The sequence below is a fragment of the Tenacibaculum sediminilitoris genome, assembly GCF_964513795.1.
Lineage (GTDB): Bacteria > Bacteroidota > Bacteroidia > Flavobacteriales > Flavobacteriaceae > Polaribacter > Polaribacter sediminilitoris.
The window spans coordinates 19,845-34,977 of record NZ_CAZEQR010000002.1 but is presented as its reverse complement, the minus strand read 5'-3'; the positions used below and the strand labels follow the sequence as shown (position 1 = coordinate 34,977).

Genomic DNA, 15,133 nt, shown 5'->3' with positions numbered 1-15,133 from the left:
CCTCGATATTTTAAACTTTACACACTTAGTGAGATACTACCCTATAAAAACGCTGTTGAATTGATTTTCAACAGCGTTTTTTTATAATAAAGGAAAACCTTCGCTTTTTAAAATGTGTTCCGTGATAGGTTTTAATTCCTTTAAAGTCTCAGGGTGTACACCTCTTGCTGTAAAAAACTCTCGTTTCCCTTTTTTATTACTTCCGTACCAATAGTTCGGTTTTTCATTAGTGAAAAACTCCATGTCTTTGGTAAGTGTTACCTTTTTAAAACGGTCAATATCTATATGGTATGTAGCATTGCTTATTGAATTAAGATAATAGCAAGGAACTTTTTTATAATGATCTTTTTTCCAAACAATACAGTTGCTATTTACAAGTAAAGTGTCCTTGTAAATAACAAATAAAGATACCATAAGAATACTACCTATTAAAATTGGTATTTTGTTTTTTAAAATAATAGCTAAAAGACCTATACTTTCACCTTCTTTCCCTTCAATTAAATTATTTTCTTCATCTATATTAGAATCTATAGTGAAGCTTTTTCTATAATTTTCAAAATCTTTAAACCCCAAATATTCAGCCATTACATCTTTTAGAAAAGGGTCTTTTACATTAGCGCTAACTTCATTATAATTTTCAACATACTTTTTATGAATTCTAGTAGCCTTTTGGATACTTATATAATGAAATTTCCCATGTTTTTCTTCTAATAGAGAGTTTACAAAAAAAATAGCTTTCCCATTTCGACTATCAATTCCTTCATCAGTTTCAATCTTTTTAAAAAAATCAACAATTAGTTTTTTAATCATGGTTAATCAATTATTTAACAAGTTGTATCCAAAAGTAAAGCTGTTATACAAAAATTGATTACGGTTATCCATAAACTAGACAAATATCACTTGATTAAGAATTGATTAGGTTTTGATAAATGGTAAAATTTAGATTTTCAGAATCTTTGCAATAACACTGATCGAGAAAACAAAAAACAAACCAATCGATTAGTTCTAATTAAAAGATAAAACATTGGTAGATTTTCTTAGATGGGAAGCTACAAATTGATATCGGTGTTTGTCTTCACTTCCCGCGAAAGAGGCGCGCGACTCTTTTAAAAATTCTACACCCACAAGGTGTAACTGTACCTAAGCAAAGAGCTTGGACAGGATAAATTTTATCAATTTTTAAAAGAAAATAAAATGAACAAGGTTTTATTAATCATAACATTTTTAGTTACAAATGGATTATACACAATAAATACAAATTCAACAACTGTAATACCACAAACCAATTCTACAGAGACAACGACAAGTGATACAGGGGGAGAGGAAGATCAAGATCCAGATGTGCCAGAAGATCCAGATGGAAATTAATAAGTTAAAGATAAAGGAGATGTTTTACATCTCCTTTTTTATATTATTTTTATTGAATGATAAGAAAAATAAAAGGTTTCCATTTAATATTAATAATTAGTCTACTCATTAATTGTAAACTTGAAAAGAAAATAGATAAAACTCAGAAGGAAAAACTACCTTGTATTGAGAGGTTAGAAAAAAGTTTAAAGGATTATGAACAAGCAAAAAGAGAATCTAGAAAAGAAGATCAAATCTCTTTAGGAAAAAGAATAGTTTACTGTTCCTTTGAATTAAAACAATATAATAGAGTTATAAGCTATGGAAAAGAAATAATAAACTTACTAAAAGGTAGTGGAGATTTAAAGTCTTATTCTTATGTGTATTATCATATAGGATTAGGATATCGTTACTTAAAACAAAATGATAGTACATATTATTATTATACAAAATCTAATGAGATTAATGTAAAGTTACAAGATAGTTTAAAAATAATGGAAAGATTTTATAATATCGCTAGTTTAGAATCTGAGGAAGAACTCTATTTAAAAAGTGATTCTACAGCAATCCAAGGGTTAAAATATATAAGCAATAATCCTAAATCTAATAACATTATATGTTCTATTTATAATTGCTTAGGAATAAACTCGAGAAATCAAGGAGCCTATGATAAAGCTATAAAATATTACAATTTAGCTACAGAAACAACCAATGATAGTTTAAGGAAAATAAGATACATGGGGAATAAAGCGGTAGTTTATAAGTATGATAAAAAGTATAGAAGAGCCTTAGATATATATGATAAAATAATAAAAAACAGTTTTTTTAATAAAATAGAGTTAAAGCTAAAATTCAAAATATTAGATAATTATACATATACAAAGTATTTATTAGGGGAAAAAGTTCATGTTAATGATTTTTTTAAAGTTCAAAGGTTAAAAGATAGTATAAATAATTATGCAGGTTTAATAACCAATTACTCATACATATCAGATTATTTTTATAATAAAAACTCTGATAAATCTCTATTCTACGCTCAAAAAATGTATGATTTATCAAGGGAAATAGAGAGACCTAATGATAGAATAGAAGCAATAGATAAGCTAATTAATCTAGTAAAAGGGAATGAGATTAGAAAGTATGCAAATGAAAGAAGTTATTTAAAAGATAGTATAATTGATGCTAGAAGAAAGTCAAGAAACAAATTAGTTAAAACGATATATAACTTTGATCTGTTAAAAGAGCAGAAATTAAAAGCAGAAATTAAAACAGAACAACAAAAATTGCAAAAACAACTATTAGGTTTTGCAGTAATTCTTACGATTCTATCTTCAATAGTATATTTCTTTTATAGGAGAGAAAAAACGAAAAAAGAAAAAGCAATAGAAGTCTACAACACAGAAACCCGCTTAGCTAAAAAAATACATGATGAGTTGGCGAATGATGTATATGCGGTGATGAGTACACTGCAAAACAATTCAACAACAGATACTAGATTACTCACAAGAGTAGAGAAAATATATGCACAAACAAGAGATATTTCTCACGAAAACAGTCCTGTACTCACAGGTGAGCAATTTGAAAGTTTCTTAAAACAATTGTTTGTAGATTTTACCAACGATACCTGTAAGGTAATTCATAAAGGATTGCAAGAGGTTAACATAAATGAGTTATCCAAAGAAAAGCAAATAGTAGTGTATAGAGTTTTACAAGAATTGCTAGTAAATATGAAAAAGTACAGTGAATCGAGTTTAGTACTAATTACTTTTTCACTAGAAAAAAATATGTTGCATGTAGTATATCAGGACAATGGGAAAGGTATTGAAAACTTAGTAGTGAAAAATGGGTTACAAAATATGGAAACCCGTATTAAATCAATAGGAGGGTTCATTACTTTTGAATCAAAACAAGGAAAAGGATTTCAAGCAAAGTTTCAATTTAAAAAGTAGTTATGTTCAAAAAAGTATTGTTAGCAGAAGATGCTGATTACATGTCAAGTGGAATTAAAGTAGCCTTAGAAAACATGCAAATTCCAATTGTACAATACGCACAGTATTGCGATGAAGCTTTTTTAAAGCTAAAAAAAGCGTGGATGGATGAAGAACCGTTTGATTTGTTAGTAAGCGATTTATCTTTTAAAGAGAATATAAATCAACAGCGATTAGAATCAGGAGAAGCATTAATTGCTGAAGCAAAAAAGTTACAACCTACTTTAAAAACGATAGTGTTTTCTATTGAAGATAAACCCTATAGAATACAGCAACTTTGTAATGAGTTGGAAGTAAATGCGTATGTGTGGAAGTCTAACCACGGACAAAAAGAATTGAAGAAAGCAGTACAATCCGTTTATAACGATGAGTTTTTTATTACTCCGCAACTGGCACATGCGTTACGAGACAAAGAAGCCTTTGAAATTACAGATTACGATGTATTTTTACTAAAATATTTAGCAGAAGGCTTAGATCAAAAAGAAATTAGCGAAGCATTAAAAAACAAAGACATAAAGCCCAGTAGTGTTAGTTCTGTAGAAAAACGCTTAAAGCTATTAAAAGAAAATTTTAACGCTAATAACCCTACACAATTGATTGCCATCACCAAAGATTTTGGACTCATCTAAAATAAATGTCATTCCGAGCAATAGATAGGAATCTTATTCAAAGGAGTTACTAGTATTTTTATCGTCATTCTGAGTGGTAATGAGAAACCGTAAGGTTTAACTTAGAAAGACACATACCTTTTATTGTCATTACGAGGAGAATACGACGAAGTAATCTGTTTATCCTAAACTTAAATATTGCTAGGTTTCACTCATAATGATGACCTTCAAGAAAATCTTTGAAAATCAAGACAGCAGCGATGGATGTAAGATAAAAAGCTGTTTGAGCGATAGCGAAATCGTTAGATTCGTGAGTTTTTTGATAAAAAATAAAGATAACACGAACAATTTTTTTTATCAGGGGTAGGTGTCGTAGTATTTTCTCACGATTTTATTGTAAGTCTTAATTTTTGTTTCTTTTTATCAAGAAAAGAAACAAAAATTCCTTTTTATATTGTCATTCCGAACGAGAAACGAGGAGGAATCTCACTCAAAAGTGTTACTCTAATTCTTTTATCATAAACACTGTCAGTTCGAGTGATTTTTTATTGAGTGGTAACGAAATAAAAATTGTACTTCGGCTACGCTCAGCAGAGCTATCGAGAACTATTCGAATAGTTCTAAACCTATAACTCTAAACATAAAGATTACTTCACTTCAGCCTGTCTTGAGTCTTTCGCCTTCGCTCAACATAAACTTAAGTAGAAAGGCTCGCAATGACATCATAAAAGAGAAATGATAGAACACCGTATAAAACATTGAGAATTTTGTTAGTCGTACTAGTAAACACCTCATAACCATTAAAAACCATAACAAAAAGGAGTATATAGCTCGTGCTTTTTATAAAATATAGCTTTTGTCTTAACCTTCAGACAGTAGTGTCTGAAGGTATAGGATAGTACAGTCTGATGTCAACGGACAGTTGCGTCGAGTATTACAATACAGTAAGGGTAAATGTAGAATCACCTATCATAATATCTTTTAAAAAGCGATTTAACTTAGACGTTACTTGCGTTTTAACCCTAATACGATAGTTACCAGCAGCAAGGGCAGGAGTTTGACCAATAATCTTTTTATAGCTGTTTTGAGCTAAATAAGAAACTTTGGTTTCGGTACCGTCTTCAGCAACAAAATACAAACCAACTTCAGGTAAGTCACCAGCAACCTTTAAACGCAAACCATTCAGCTCAAACAATCCGTTGGCAGATAAGGTGGTATTAGTAGTTGCAGAGGTAATATCTTTTAAATTATTAATAACTGTGTTGGTAATAGGAGCAGTCACTTTTTGTAGCGGAATATTGTCTTTAATTTCGTTGATTAACTTTCCGCTGTTGAGGTTTACGTGTAGTTTATGAGTTTCAGGATTAAAATCATCCTCCTCAGTATCAAAAACTCCAGAAATTGAATACCCAATATTTAGTAAAGGTAGGTTAATATTATCACCCTCTTCTATCGACTCGATAATCTCTTCATAGTAAGAATTAAGCACCGCCACAATATCGGTTTTACTTACTAGGTTTCGTTTACTCAACATTTTATCAATCAACTCATCTTGATTAATAGTACGCTCTGTTAATATGCGTGCTGAGTAGTTGGTTTCATCTGTTAACTTGTTTTCAGTTAAATAGTACTTCATCATATTGATTTTTAAATTACTTACTTTTCCTTTTGAATATGTTTTTAGAAAGTAATTGTTAAAGCACAGTAGAAACTACCAATACATGCCAAAACATTTACTAACCTTGGTGTTATTCATCACCAAATGGTCAGGTACAAGTGTACCTTAATAGCACTAACTTTGTAAAAATGTTGTAAAATTGAATGTGATTGAATAGTAATAAGAGATAGCAATTTACTTTTTACAAACAATTTTTATAGCTGACACTAAAATAGTTTTTTTTCATTTTAACTGCTCGACTTTATGAGTTTTTTAACGTTTAGGAAGTGTAGGTAAGGTATGGAAATAGAAAACGCGGAAGATTATTATTCTTTTTAAAGTTAAGAAAACCAATATAACCTCTAATAAAGTTCTAATTATGTAAGCCATTTTTGTATAGCCTCTAACATAGTAGCAAGCCCTACGGAAACCCTCAAAGTTTTGTGCTTTAAGGAAAGTAAGTTTGTAGTAATATTAATTTAAAATATAAAAAATGGCAAAAACACCATTAGGAACAATTAGAAAAACGGGACAAAAGTGTCCTGAGTCAGGAGTATGGGAAGCACAAGCAAACCCATCAGGAACAATTCCATTATCAGAAGGAGAAACATTTCCTCCACATAGAGGGAGCTCAGTTGACTGGAAACTTATATCTTATGCTTAAAATTTAATAGTATAATTTTATAGGGAGCTCTACGGGAAACCGTAGGGTTTTGTGTTTTTATCAAGTTAGGTTTGTAGTAATATTAACCAAAAAAATATAGATATGGCAGTTAAACACACACCAACAAACGAAGTTCATAAAGGAAGTAAAGGAGGAACCACAGGATGTGGTTTTGATACAACAGAACATCCAAAGCATTGGGAAAAGACGAGTGAAAATATAACATGTAAAAAAAATGGTTGTAAAAACTAGGTTTTAAATTTTAAACAAAAAGTTATGGAATATAAAGTAATACCTTTTACACCTTCTATTGATAGGAATAAAGGGAACTCAGCAAAAGTAGCACAACAATTAGAAGTTATTATTAGTAATTATAACGATCAAGGCTGGAGATATGTTCGGTTAGAAAGCGTAGAAACTTATGTTATAGCTGATCCAGGTTGTTTTGGTTTTGGTGCTAAACCTGGTTTTACAGCATACAGACAAATGATAGTTTTTAGTAAAGAATAGTGAAATATTTGTTACTTCTTTTTATAAAAGCATATTGGAAATTTAAACCTAAAAATAAACCGGCTCGTTGTATTTTCAGACAATCATGTTCGCATTATGTGTTTGAAGAAATAAAAAGTAAGGGAGTTTTAGCAGGAATTAAAGCCTTTAGATATCGGTTTAAAAATTGCACCTATGGTTATGAATTGTATATAAACCCAACAAATAAGAAGAAGCATATAATATTAAAGTGCGGAGATTTGCTTGAAGAAGATAAAATAGCAAAACGGTTGTTATAACAATTATAACCCTACGGAAACCCGTAGGGTTTTCTGTTTTACAGAAGCTAGATTTGAGATTATTAAAACTTAACCCCCTTTTGTATTATGGAAAAAAGAAAAAAAATAATTTTACCAATCTCACTATTAATAGCAACAATTGTTATGTTAATCATAACAAAAAAAGACATTTCTAAAGACAACTTACAAAATAAAGTCATCATAGGCTGTTATGTAGCGCCTGAAGCCAGGTGTACAGGTTCAGCAAATTGTAGAGCTTGTAAGAATTGTAACTATTGCAAATACTGTAACAGTGGAGGTTCTTGCGGAGTTTGCGGAAAGAGAAGTAGTACAAAAAACTATACCAACTCTTATAATGGCTACTCAAAGAAGCCACAAACCAAAAGAAACATTTTTGACGGACGTAATACTACAAATAGTGCCTTATCACTTGAAGAGCCATACTATTTAAAAACATTATTGGTAAACAAAAACTCGTTGAACTTAAGAAGTGGTCCTGACACATCCTATTATGTAATCCAACAATTAGACTTTGGAGAAAAACTAACCATATTAGCCACTCAAGCAAAATGGATTAAAGTTAGAGTAAAAAAAACTAAAGTTGTTGGTTTTGTATACCATAGCGGTGTTCTTTTAGTAGAATAAAAGAAAGCTCACTTGTGGATTTCCGTATAGTTTTTTATAAGAAAGAGTATAGTTTTGATACAATACTAATTTAAAAAATATACAAAATGGGAAACCCAAAATTTGAAATCAAAAAGAGAACGGATAATGAATTCATGTTTAACCTGAAAGCAGGAAATGGAGAAGTTATTTTAACCAGTGAAGGCTACACTAGTAAACAAGGATGTAAAAACGGTATAAGTTCTGTAAAAACGAATGCACCTGATGACAATAACTATGAAAGAAAAGTAGCTTCAAATAAGCAATACTACTTTACACTTAAAGCGCAAAATGGAGAAGTCATAGGTAAAAGTGAAATGTATACCACAACTTCAGCAAGAGATAAAGGAATTAAATCGGTACAAAATAATGCTCCATCTGCTAACATAATTGACTTAACATAAACAGTTACTTATAGGAGATTAAAATTCTATATTATAGTATTCAGAAGCCTTACGGAAACCCGTAAGGTTTTGTTTTTGAGTAGGTTTAGCTTTGAGGTATATAATTAAACTAAAACATGATGATAAAAACACAAATTGTAGGTCTCTTTTTTATTTCAGTATTATTAACAGAATGTTCTAATGATACGGATGGAATAGAAGAGCAAGAAACAAAAACAGAATGGAAGTGTGGAGTGCATAATGGAAAACAATTATGGACAGGATCCAAAGGAGGGTGCTATTATAAGAATAGCAATGGAAATAAAACATATGTAGACAGGTCTGAATGTAATTGTTAGATGAGCTATGAGTACAAAAGCATTGAGAATATTCAATTATAATCTGTTTTTATCAGGGTTTATTTATGGTTTAATTATCATAAACATAGTTTGCTTAATACTTGAGTCATTTAAGGTTTTAAGAATTAATTATGCATATTTCTTTCAGTTTGTAGAAGGGGTTTCTATTTTAATTTTTACAGTTGAGTTTATTACAAGAATTGTAATTGCAGAAAAGCAAGACAAAAGAGGGTGGAGCTCATATGTGTTCTCAGGTTATGGTATATTGGATTTATTATCAATACTCCCTTTTTATTTGCCTCTAATTTTTCCGTTTGATTTAAGAGTCTTAAGAATGTTGAGGCTTCTAAGGTTAGTAAGGATATTTAAGCTAGGTAGATATTCGAAGTCTTTCAAAACAATCAATTTAATATTAAAGGAAACAAAACCAGAACTCTTAATAACTGCATTTATAGCATTGATACTAGTAATGCTGTTATCTACCTTAATTTTTTATGCAGAAAACGAAGCACAACCTGATAAGTTTTCAAGTATTGTAGAAGCTTTTTGGTGGTCATTAGGAACGCTAACAACAGTAGGAGTAGGAGATATGTATCCTGTAACTCCGTTAGGAAAATTCTTTAGTGCATTAATAGGTGTAATAGGTATTGGTTTTGTGGCATTGCCTACAGGAATAATTAGTTCAGCTTTAATAGATAAAGTAAAAGAAGAAAAGAGTAGTTGTAGTAATTGTCCTAACTGTGGGGTAGAAATAAAAAAAGGCTAATGGGATTTCAATTTTATAGACGAATAAAACTTGGAAAAGGTTTAGGACTGAATATTAGTAAATCGGGCATTTCTCCAAGCTTACAAATTAAAAGAGGAGCAGTAAGTTCCAAAGGTTACTCTATAAGAACTGGGATAAAAGGGTTACAGTATAGGAAAAGACATTTTAAAAAAGAAGGAATAGGCTGCCTAGGAATTGTCTTTGCCATAGTTGGTGTTTTTGTAGTGCTATTAAAAAGAAAGTAAATGTACTCGTAGTTAAACTTTAATTAGATGAAAGAAGGAATACAAAAAACAATAAATATTATTTGTGCCATAGCATTGTTTTTAGCAGTAACAACACTACCAATTAAATATTACAATGTATTAAGAATAGTTGTCTTTATTAGATGCTCACTTGTAATTTTCAATGAGAAAATAAAAAGCTATTGGAAGTGGAGCTTTATATCAGTAGCACTATTGTTCAATCCAATATTACCAATCTACCTATATGTAAAATCATATTGGATTCTTTTAGATGTTCTCTTCGGAATCTTATTTCTACTACTTACTTTTTATGGATACGGTTCAAGTACAAAAAAACAACAAACAATAAAAAAACAAGTGTCAAAAAATAAAGACCTGTATAACGTTAAATATTAAAAAAATGAATGAAATAACTACCGAACTTAAAAGTCACTTTTTAAGACTATATGAAATGGCTTTTGCCGATGAAGACTTTGATGTATTAGAAATGCAAATGCTATACAAATTTGCAGAAGAGCGACAAATATCTAAACAAGAACTAGATAATATTCTACTATCATCACAACAAGAAAACTTAATACCAGAAAGATTAGAGCTAAAAATAGAATACCTATATGATTTAGCGGTAATGATTTGGGCTGATGAAAAAGTGACAGAAGATGAAATGGTAACACTAAAAAAGTACTGTTTAAAATTTGGGTTTCTTGAAGAAAATATAGAAGAACTAACCGACTTCTTAATTGAAAACGCTAAAAAGCATACACCCAAAGCAGCATTATTAAAAGAACTAACCTAATCAACTAACAAATATGGAAGCTTTAAAAAAAATATTTACTACAAGAGAGAAAAACCCAGTAGAAGAAATAGTAGTAAAGGAAGAAACAAAAGATGTCAAACTAACTTTTTTCGAAAGTGGTTACGAATCATCAAAACAAGCCTCAGGAAATCATAAAGTATTCAGAGCTTGTTTAAATAATGTGTATATGGATTACAAGAGAAAATGCGCAGAAGACGAAGAGCTACAAAAAAAACTAAAAGATCCTCATATACAAGAAAAAGGAAGAGAAGGAGTTGAGCTAAAGAAAAGACAAACAGCAAAAGCAATCTTAGAGGAAAGTATAAAAGCAGACGAAGAAAATATTGAAGAGATTGAACATCAAATAGTTGAAGTTAGAGAAAATCCAGAAAAGTATGTAGAAGATGTTGATAAAAAACCTAAAATTCAATTTTATTTAGGGGTAATAGTGCTCATTCCTATAACATTCTATTTGTTGGTGTTTTATATATCAGCCTCATTTTCTGCATTCTTTAAGGATTTTGAAAACGATGAATTGTCCACTGCAATTTTTGATGGAAAATCATTTTCAAAAGCACTAGAACATGGTGTCTTAGAAGCTGTTTTTGTGGCTACCATTCCTTTTGCTTTTATGGGGCTTGGGTATTTAATACATATGTTTCAAAAGCATAAAAATTGGCTGTCTTACGCAAAAATAGCCGCTCTATTTATCATCACCTTTATTTTCGATGCCATATTAGCTTACTTAATAGAAATGAAAATATATGAGTTTTCAAAAACACCAGATTCACCTGAGTTTAACTTATCGATAGCCTTTAGTAAAGTGGAGTTTTGGGGGATAATCTTTGCTGGCTTTGTAGTTTATATAATTTGGGGACTGGTGTTTGATTTTATTATGAAAGAGTATGAAAACATAGATAAAATTAAAGCTTTCATTAGAAGTAAAAGAGAAACCATCGTAAACCTACAAAAATCGATAGCAGAAGCAATCGAAAAATTAAATGGTGTAAAAGGAGAAATCTCAGGAATTGAAGCGAGAATAGCAAATCTGCAAAGAACTATTGATGGTTTTGTTTTTCCAAACAAACGATATTTAACCTATCATGCAGAATATGTAAAAGGATGGTACTTAGCCATCACAGATAATTTTGATGATTTAAAACGAAGAGATGAATTACTTTCTAAATGTGATGAGGTAGAAAAAGAACATCTAGCTAAATACGATTTAACAGATGAAAACACAGAAGGAATAATTTACAAGTCTCAATTAAAATAAAGAAAAATGAAAACACATACATTCATATCATTAATAGTCGGTATAATTTTTATATGTTCTTGTTCAAATAAAAAAGAAAAAGACCCAGTAGCGGAAGTATCAAAAAAAATTAATACACAGCAACATAAAAACAAGAGTAAAGAAAATTTAAATATTAGTATAGTATTAGATTTATCAGATAGAATAAACCCTAAGAAGTTTCCAGAACCGTCAATGGAATATTATCAAAGAGATTTAGGTTACATCGAATCCGTCGCGAAGACTTTTGAAAATCATATTAGAGGAAAGAGAACAAATAAAATTAAAGATAAAATACAGCTGTTTGTTGAGCCGGCACCGTCAGATAGTGAATTAAATGATAAGATAGCAACACTCAAAACACAGTTTGATAAAACCAATGCAACCAAAGACGAAATTCTAAAAACCTCAAAGAAGTATACCGAAATTTGTAATAATATTTACGAAACCGCAATTACAGATGATAAATATGTTGGGTCAGATATAAGAGGTTTCTTTAAAAGAAAACTACAAGATTATTGTGTGGAAGAAGGATATAAGAATGTGGTAGTGGTTTTAACAGATGGGTATATCTATCATAAAAACAGCATCATAAAACAACAAAACAGAACTTCATATTTAACTCCAGAAGCAATAAGAAGCTTCAAATTAAATACAGGTAATTGGAAAGAAAAATTTAAAACGAAAGATTATGGCTTTTTACCAGTGAATCAAAGCTTAGAAAATGTTGAAGTATTGGTTTTAGGAATAAACCCTAACAAAAAGAGTCCGTATGAAGAAGACGTAATAAAAGAGTATTGGAAAAAATGGCTAACAGAAATGAATGTGAAGAAATTTCAAATTAAAAGAGCAGATTTACCTATTCATATAAATGATGTTATCAACGATTTTATTCTTACCAAGTAAACTATGTATCTAAAAACAATACTATTATTTTTATTAATAACTTTAACAGGGGCAAAAGTACCGAAAGAATTTAGTGCAAGAGTAATTGGGGTAGTAGACGGAGATACCGTAAAGGTATTATATCAAAACAAACCAATACATATAAGGTTAGCACATATTGATTGTCCAGAAAAAGGACAAGCTTATAGTACCAAAGCAAAACAATTTGTATCCAACAGTATATTTGGAAAAACAGTTAAAGTAGTTAACAAGGGGAAGTGGCATTGGAACCGTCTAATTGCTGAAATATATTTTGATAACCATCAAAATATTAACAAAAACTTAGTAAAAAAAGGATTGGCAATGCACTTTAAAAAATATTCAAAAAGTAAAGAATATGCCCTGTTAGAAAAAAAAGCAAAGCAACTTAAAATAGGTATGTGGTCATTACCTAATGTAACCACACCTTGGCAATATAGAAAACAACCAAACTAAAATAATAAATGAAAAAAGTTATAATAATGCTACTATCAGTAGGTGTATTAGCGGCATTTCAAAAAGCAGAAGACAAAAAAGTGTATATATGTAGCAGTGTTGCAAGTACAAAATATCACTTTAAAAAAAATTGTAGAGGATTATTGCAATGTAAAGCAGTCATAAAAGAAAGTACAGAGAAAAAAGTAAGGCGATATGGAAGGTTGCTCTGTAAATGGGAGAAGAAAGCATTAAAAAAGAAATAAAACGAACTCTGTTGATAACTATATTAACAGAGTTTTTTATTTTTTATGACGAAGTGTTATTTTAGCACAGACTTCAATTCACACGATTTTTTATGACGCAAGAAACACAATATACCGAAGACAATATACGCTCGCTCGATTGGAAAGAACATATCCGCATGCGACCAGGTATGTATATTGGTAAGTTGGGAGACGGATCATCACCAGACGATGGAATTTACATTTTGGTAAAAGAGGTTTTAGATAACTCTATTGACGAATTTGTCATGGGAGGAGGTAAGACCATAGAAGTTTCTGTACAAGGGAGTAAAGTAATTGTACGAGACTACGGACGTGGTATTCCGCTAGGAAAAGTAGTAGACGTAGTTTCAAAGATGAACACAGGAGGAAAGTATGACTCCAAAGCTTTTAAAAAATCAGTAGGATTAAACGGAGTAGGTACCAAAGCAGTAAATGCTTTATCAACTTACTTTAAAGTAGAATCCAACCGTGACGGGAAATCAGCCACAGCAGAATTTGAAAAAGGAAATTTAACCAACCAAGAGTTGTTAGACGAAACTTCACGTCGTAAAGGTACTAAGGTAACTTTTATTGCTGATGAGACTATCTTTAAAAATTATAAGTATCGTCCTGAATACATCTCTAAATTATTAAAAAATTACGTATACCTAAACCCAGGGTTAACCATCGTTTTCAACGGAGAAAAATTTTATTCAGAAAACGGATTAAAAGATTTATTGGAAGACAACAATAACAAAGAAGATATGTTGTACCCAATAATTCATTTACGAGGAGATGATATTGAAGTAGCAATTACACACAGTAAAACACAATATTCAGAAGAATACCATTCGTTTGTAAATGGACAAAATACTACGCAAGGAGGTACACACTTAAATGCATTTAGAGAGACTATAGTAAAAACAGTACGAGAATTTTTTGGAAAGAATTTTGATGCTTCAGATGTACGTAAATCAATTATTTCTGCGATATCTATCAAGGTGATGGAACCTGTTTTTGAAAGTCAAACAAAAACAAAGTTAGGTTCTACTGAAATGGGAGGAGAGTTACCAACTGTTCGTACTTATATCAATGATTTTGTAAAAACACAACTAGACAACTACTTACATAAGAATACTGATGTTGCAGATAAGCTTCAGAAGAAAATATTACAAGCAGAAAAAGAGCGTAAAGAATTATCAGGAATACGAAAATTAGCTCGTGAACGTGCAAAAAAAGCAAGTTTACACAACAAAAAACTACGCGATTGCCGTATACATTTTGGAGACACTAAAAAAGATGGATATTTAGATACTACGTTGTTTATTACGGAGGGAGATTCAGCAAGTGGTTCTATAACAAAATCACGTAACGTAAACACGCAAGCAGTATTCAGTTTAAAAGGAAAACCATTAAACTCGTATGGATTGTCTAAAAAAATTGTATACGAAAACGAAGAATTTAACTTGCTACAAGCAGCCTTAAACATTGAAGACGGATTAGAAGATTTACGTTATAACAATATTGTAATAGCTACCGATGCCGATGTAGATGGTATGCATATTCGCCTGTTATTAATTACCTTTTTCTTACAGTTCTTTCCTGAAGTAATAAAAGAAGGGCATTTATATATTTTAGATACTCCGCTATTTAGAGTTCGAAATAAAAAAGAAACAATTTACTGTTATTCAGTAGAAGAAAAAAAAGCAGCAATAGGCAAACTAAAAGGAAAACCTGAAATTACCCGATTTAAAGGATTAGGGGAGATTTCTCCTAACGAATTTGTTCATTTTATTGGAGACAATATCCGTCTAGACCCTGTAATGTTAGACAAAGATATGTCAATAGAACAAATGCTAGAGTTTTATATGGGAAAAAACACACCAGATCGCCAAAAATTTATCATCAATAACCTAAAGGTAGAGTTAGATATTTTAGAAGAAATTTAAA

The 15,133-nt window shown here is 30.5% G+C and carries 21 protein-coding genes; 19 read left to right on the top strand and 2 right to left on the bottom strand.

Going from position 1 to position 15,133, the window contains the following annotated elements:
* Positions 1–81: 81 nt before the first annotated feature.
* A complete protein-coding gene (locus tag ACKTSW_RS00750; protein ID WP_408023362.1) occupies positions 82–810 on the bottom strand; it encodes a hypothetical protein in 729 nt (242 codons plus the stop codon).
* A gap of 384 nt (positions 811–1,194) precedes the next feature.
* On the opposite strand from ACKTSW_RS00750, the gene ACKTSW_RS00745 reads away from it, so the two are divergent.
* The 3 genes from ACKTSW_RS00745 to ACKTSW_RS00735 are packed head-to-tail and all read left to right on the top strand — an operon-like array spanning position 1,195 to position 3,964.
* Positions 1,195–1,368: a hypothetical protein gene (locus ACKTSW_RS00745; RefSeq protein ID WP_408023361.1), complete on the top strand. Its 174-nt coding sequence runs from the start codon at positions 1,195–1,197 to the stop codon at positions 1,366–1,368.
* Positions 1,369–1,424: 56 nt separating this feature from the next.
* Positions 1,425–3,296 (top strand): ATP-binding protein, encoded by a 1,872-nt coding sequence (locus tag ACKTSW_RS00740; protein WP_408023360.1) that lies wholly within the window; start codon positions 1,425–1,427, stop codon positions 3,294–3,296.
* A 2-nt stretch (positions 3,297–3,298) separates the two neighbouring features.
* The gene (locus tag ACKTSW_RS00735) at positions 3,299–3,964 is read left to right on the top strand and encodes a response regulator (RefSeq protein WP_408023359.1); all 666 of its coding nucleotides are present in this window, start codon (positions 3,299–3,301) and stop codon (positions 3,962–3,964) included.
* 913 nt (positions 3,965–4,877) lie between these two features.
* Here ACKTSW_RS00735 and ACKTSW_RS00730 read toward each other — a convergent pair.
* Positions 4,878–5,579 carry an HU family DNA-binding protein gene (locus tag ACKTSW_RS00730; protein ID WP_408023358.1) on the bottom strand — a complete coding sequence of 234 codons (702 nt, stop codon included), beginning with the start codon at positions 5,577–5,579 and terminating at the stop codon, positions 4,878–4,880.
* Positions 5,580–6,093: 514 nt separating this feature from the next.
* Here ACKTSW_RS00730 and ACKTSW_RS00725 point away from each other — a divergent pair.
* From ACKTSW_RS00725 to ACKTSW_RS00650, 16 genes are all read left to right on the top strand, one after another.
* On the top strand, positions 6,094–6,264 hold the full coding sequence (locus ACKTSW_RS00725) for a hypothetical protein (RefSeq protein WP_303510207.1): 171 nt from the start codon (positions 6,094–6,096) through the stop codon (positions 6,262–6,264).
* Between the two features lie 102 nt (positions 6,265–6,366).
* On the top strand, positions 6,367–6,516 hold the full coding sequence (locus ACKTSW_RS00720; RefSeq protein ID WP_408023357.1) for a hypothetical protein: 150 nt from the start codon (positions 6,367–6,369) through the stop codon (positions 6,514–6,516).
* A gap of 24 nt (positions 6,517–6,540) precedes the next feature.
* Positions 6,541–6,774 (top strand): hypothetical protein, encoded by a 234-nt coding sequence (locus ACKTSW_RS00715; protein WP_408023356.1) that lies wholly within the window; start codon positions 6,541–6,543, stop codon positions 6,772–6,774.
* A complete protein-coding gene (gene yidD / locus ACKTSW_RS00710; RefSeq protein WP_408023355.1) occupies positions 6,774–7,052 on the top strand; it encodes a membrane protein insertion efficiency factor YidD in 279 nt (92 codons plus the stop codon). Before ACKTSW_RS00715 ends, yidD begins: the two co-directional genes overlap by 1 nt.
* Before the next feature lie 87 nt (positions 7,053–7,139).
* On the top strand, positions 7,140–7,697 hold the full coding sequence (locus ACKTSW_RS00705; RefSeq protein ID WP_408023354.1) for an SH3 domain-containing protein: 558 nt from the start codon (positions 7,140–7,142) through the stop codon (positions 7,695–7,697).
* Between the two features lie 86 nt (positions 7,698–7,783).
* A complete protein-coding gene (locus ACKTSW_RS00700) occupies positions 7,784–8,119 on the top strand; it encodes a YegP family protein (RefSeq protein ID WP_408023353.1) in 336 nt (111 codons plus the stop codon).
* A 116-nt stretch (positions 8,120–8,235) separates the two neighbouring features.
* Entirely contained in the window at positions 8,236–8,457 is a 222-nt protein-coding gene (locus tag ACKTSW_RS00695) for a hypothetical protein (protein WP_408023352.1), read from the top strand.
* 7 nt (positions 8,458–8,464) lie between these two features.
* The gene (locus ACKTSW_RS00690; RefSeq protein ID WP_408023351.1) at positions 8,465–9,223 is read left to right on the top strand and encodes an ion transporter; all 759 of its coding nucleotides are present in this window, start codon (positions 8,465–8,467) and stop codon (positions 9,221–9,223) included.
* Positions 9,223–9,468, top strand: a complete 246-nt coding sequence (locus ACKTSW_RS00685) for a DUF4236 domain-containing protein (RefSeq protein WP_408023350.1) — start codon at positions 9,223–9,225, stop codon at positions 9,466–9,468. The genes ACKTSW_RS00690 and ACKTSW_RS00685 overlap by 1 nt, the downstream gene beginning before the upstream one ends.
* Positions 9,469–9,495: 27 nt before the next feature.
* Complete coding sequence (locus ACKTSW_RS00680) at positions 9,496–9,864, top strand: DUF6804 family protein (protein ID WP_408023349.1); 369 nt, start codon at positions 9,496–9,498, stop codon at positions 9,862–9,864.
* A 4-nt stretch (positions 9,865–9,868) separates the two neighbouring features.
* Positions 9,869–10,264 (top strand): hypothetical protein, encoded by a 396-nt coding sequence (locus ACKTSW_RS00675; RefSeq protein WP_408023348.1) that lies wholly within the window; start codon positions 9,869–9,871, stop codon positions 10,262–10,264.
* 13 nt (positions 10,265–10,277) lie between these two features.
* Positions 10,278–11,540 (top strand): MraY family glycosyltransferase, encoded by a 1,263-nt coding sequence (locus ACKTSW_RS00670; RefSeq protein ID WP_408023347.1) that lies wholly within the window; start codon positions 10,278–10,280, stop codon positions 11,538–11,540.
* 6 nt (positions 11,541–11,546) lie between these two features.
* Complete coding sequence (locus ACKTSW_RS00665; RefSeq protein WP_408023346.1) at positions 11,547–12,464, top strand: hypothetical protein; 918 nt, start codon at positions 11,547–11,549, stop codon at positions 12,462–12,464.
* Positions 12,465–12,467: 3 nt separating this feature from the next.
* Positions 12,468–12,938: a thermonuclease family protein gene (locus tag ACKTSW_RS00660; RefSeq protein ID WP_408023345.1), complete on the top strand. Its 471-nt coding sequence runs from the start codon at positions 12,468–12,470 to the stop codon at positions 12,936–12,938.
* 26 nt (positions 12,939–12,964) lie between these two features.
* Positions 12,965–13,183, top strand: a complete 219-nt coding sequence (locus ACKTSW_RS00655) for a hypothetical protein (RefSeq protein ID WP_408023344.1) — start codon at positions 12,965–12,967, stop codon at positions 13,181–13,183.
* A gap of 92 nt (positions 13,184–13,275) precedes the next feature.
* Positions 13,276–15,132 (top strand): DNA topoisomerase IV subunit B, encoded by a 1,857-nt coding sequence (locus ACKTSW_RS00650; RefSeq protein WP_408023343.1) that lies wholly within the window; start codon positions 13,276–13,278, stop codon positions 15,130–15,132.
* Position 15,133 lies beyond the last annotated feature (1 nt).

Coding starts and splice junctions, on each gene's coding strand:
- ACKTSW_RS00665 (WP_408023346.1), top strand. CDS start 11,547: ATGAAAACACATACATTCATATCATTAATAGTCGGTATAATTTTTATA.
- ACKTSW_RS00705 (WP_408023354.1), top strand. CDS start 7,140: ATGGAAAAAAGAAAAAAAATAATTTTACCAATCTCACTATTAATAGCA.
- ACKTSW_RS00695 (WP_408023352.1), top strand. CDS start 8,236: ATGATGATAAAAACACAAATTGTAGGTCTCTTTTTTATTTCAGTATTA.
- ACKTSW_RS00660 (WP_408023345.1), top strand. CDS start 12,468: ATGTATCTAAAAACAATACTATTATTTTTATTAATAACTTTAACAGGG.
- ACKTSW_RS00690 (WP_408023351.1), top strand. CDS start 8,465: ATGAGTACAAAAGCATTGAGAATATTCAATTATAATCTGTTTTTATCA.
- ACKTSW_RS00675 (WP_408023348.1), top strand. CDS start 9,869: ATGAATGAAATAACTACCGAACTTAAAAGTCACTTTTTAAGACTATAT.
- ACKTSW_RS00700 (WP_408023353.1), top strand. CDS start 7,784: ATGGGAAACCCAAAATTTGAAATCAAAAAGAGAACGGATAATGAATTC.
- ACKTSW_RS00650 (WP_408023343.1), top strand. CDS start 13,276: ATGACGCAAGAAACACAATATACCGAAGACAATATACGCTCGCTCGAT.
- ACKTSW_RS00720 (WP_408023357.1), top strand. CDS start 6,367: ATGGCAGTTAAACACACACCAACAAACGAAGTTCATAAAGGAAGTAAA.
- ACKTSW_RS00745 (WP_408023361.1), top strand. CDS start 1,195: ATGAACAAGGTTTTATTAATCATAACATTTTTAGTTACAAATGGATTA.
- ACKTSW_RS00750 (WP_408023362.1), bottom strand. CDS start 810: ATGATTAAAAAACTAATTGTTGATTTTTTTAAAAAGATTGAAACTGAT.
- ACKTSW_RS00740 (WP_408023360.1), top strand. CDS start 1,425: ATGATAAGAAAAATAAAAGGTTTCCATTTAATATTAATAATTAGTCTA.
- ACKTSW_RS00715 (WP_408023356.1), top strand. CDS start 6,541: ATGGAATATAAAGTAATACCTTTTACACCTTCTATTGATAGGAATAAA.
- ACKTSW_RS00655 (WP_408023344.1), top strand. CDS start 12,965: ATGCTACTATCAGTAGGTGTATTAGCGGCATTTCAAAAAGCAGAAGAC.
- ACKTSW_RS00730 (WP_408023358.1), bottom strand. CDS start 5,579: ATGAAGTACTATTTAACTGAAAACAAGTTAACAGATGAAACCAACTAC.
- ACKTSW_RS00680 (WP_408023349.1), top strand. CDS start 9,496: ATGAAAGAAGGAATACAAAAAACAATAAATATTATTTGTGCCATAGCA.
- ACKTSW_RS00725 (WP_303510207.1), top strand. CDS start 6,094: ATGGCAAAAACACCATTAGGAACAATTAGAAAAACGGGACAAAAGTGT.
- ACKTSW_RS00670 (WP_408023347.1), top strand. CDS start 10,278: ATGGAAGCTTTAAAAAAAATATTTACTACAAGAGAGAAAAACCCAGTA.
- ACKTSW_RS00685 (WP_408023350.1), top strand. CDS start 9,223: ATGGGATTTCAATTTTATAGACGAATAAAACTTGGAAAAGGTTTAGGA.
- ACKTSW_RS00735 (WP_408023359.1), top strand. CDS start 3,299: ATGTTCAAAAAAGTATTGTTAGCAGAAGATGCTGATTACATGTCAAGT.